This is a genomic window from Clostridium sp. Cult1, assembly GCF_021655095.1.
In the GTDB taxonomy this organism is placed as follows: Bacteria; Bacillota; Clostridia; order Tissierellales; family Tepidimicrobiaceae; genus Schnuerera.
Window position 1 is genome coordinate 926723 of sequence record NZ_PPXW01000001.1, and the last position, 1615, is coordinate 928337.

The 1615-nt window shown below is 30.7% G+C and carries 2 protein-coding genes; both read right to left on the reverse strand.

The genetic code is table 11. The features are described from left to right. A partial coding sequence (locus C3E89_RS04425; protein WP_236911277.1) for a replication initiator protein A occupies window positions 1–555 on the reverse strand: 555 nt, incomplete at its 3' end. A gap of 60 nt (window positions 556–615) precedes the next feature. Beyond that, window positions 616–1110, reverse strand: coding sequence for a PcfB family protein (locus tag C3E89_RS04430; protein WP_025642388.1), 495 nt, complete (start codon window positions 1108–1110; stop codon window positions 616–618). Window positions 1111–1615 lie beyond the last annotated feature (505 nt).

The following is a 1615-nucleotide window of genomic DNA, read 5'->3' on the forward strand; positions in this document are numbered from 1 at the left end:
TAAGAAGGTTCCTTTTTTATCCTTCTCACTAAAATCAATATAACTATTATCAATCTTATTATTCTCTATATAGTTAGGTTGTCTTTTTGATAAGTCTAGACTTTCCTTTTTTGCCACTCTTGAATTATCAAAATCACCATTCTTGACTTGTCCTTTTGACAAGTCTTGATTTTCCCTTTTGATTGATCTAAGCTCTTCATTTCTAAAAATACTCATAAAATCTTTGACATAAATTTTAGTAGGATTACCCTGGCCTGCCCTCTTTTTTGTAATAAGACCAATCTTCTCAAGATCTTTAATAAGTTTTACTGCCTTTTTAATACCACAAGCAAGTTGTGCGGCTGTTTCCTCAACAGTAAAGTAGATATAAACCCTTCCATTTTCATCTACCCAGTTATTCTTATAAGATAAGGTACTCCTTGACAGATACATGGAATAAAGCACCTTAGCATCTATTGATAGGCTTTTAAACGTTTCATCTTCAATAAGAACTATAGGTAAGCGGATAAACCTAAAGCTTTCAGCGTCTCTCCCATAGAAATAATCAAAATCCATTCACTTCACCTCATCTCAATAAAAAAAGACATCTAAAATTTCTCTTAAATGCCTCTCTCCTTATCTTTCTTGTTGCTGGTGTTTTTCTTTCACCTTGTCTTTAACTACTGTATTTTTCACTTTCACCTTAAACTTATTTAAAATATCCCTTGTTGAATTTCTCTTATTTTCTTTCTTTTCATATCTTTCTATAGCTTTTTTAAAGGCTAGATCCATAGCCTTAGTATCTTTTGCCTGGAAGAATACAGAGTATAGTCCTGCCTCCTTATTCTTCATTACAGAAAACCTTACTCCATATCGGTTAAGTTGTTTTTTAAGTTCCTTGACTTCACCTTTTTGTAGTTCAATATTTTCAAGCTGACCTTTTTTAACCATATCCTTAAGTCTCCTTGAATTAGTCTTCCTTTTCTCACTAAGATAGTCAGCAAGTGGTTGGCTTTTTTCAGCTGCATCTTCCATAATCTTTTTAATTGCCTTAAAGATTGCTTTTGCTGAATACTCTGCAACCTTAATCTCAATATTTATAGCCTTATTATTGACTTCGTCATTTACCATGCAGGTAACCTCCTTTCTAGGGAAATAAAAAAAACGGCCCAGACTTTTATATCTGAACCACTAAGATTTATTAAAAGATTTCATGTATTGTTATAATATTAATTATTAACTAGCTCCTCTTTAAATATTTTTGTTAAATGATTTAATGAGTAGTTTACACGATTTGGTTTAAGCCAATCATCTAAAAACATAATAAGCTCTTCCTAAGATCTTAAAGCATCCTCTGCTATAGCATATATATAAAACCTTATTTAGTATCCATAGTTATATACTACCACCATTTCTTGTTTTACGTATTGATGTTTATCCCATGGTTCATTTTTTTGTACATATGGTGAAAACCTTTATAGATATAGGTTTTATCCATATTTAACTGATAATTGCACTTAAGCTCCTTTCAAATTTCACTTTGTTTCTGAAATAAATATCTCAGTCCTTCTTTGCTACTATCATTATCATTATTTCTAATATCATTAGTTATAGACTCACCATTATATATATCATA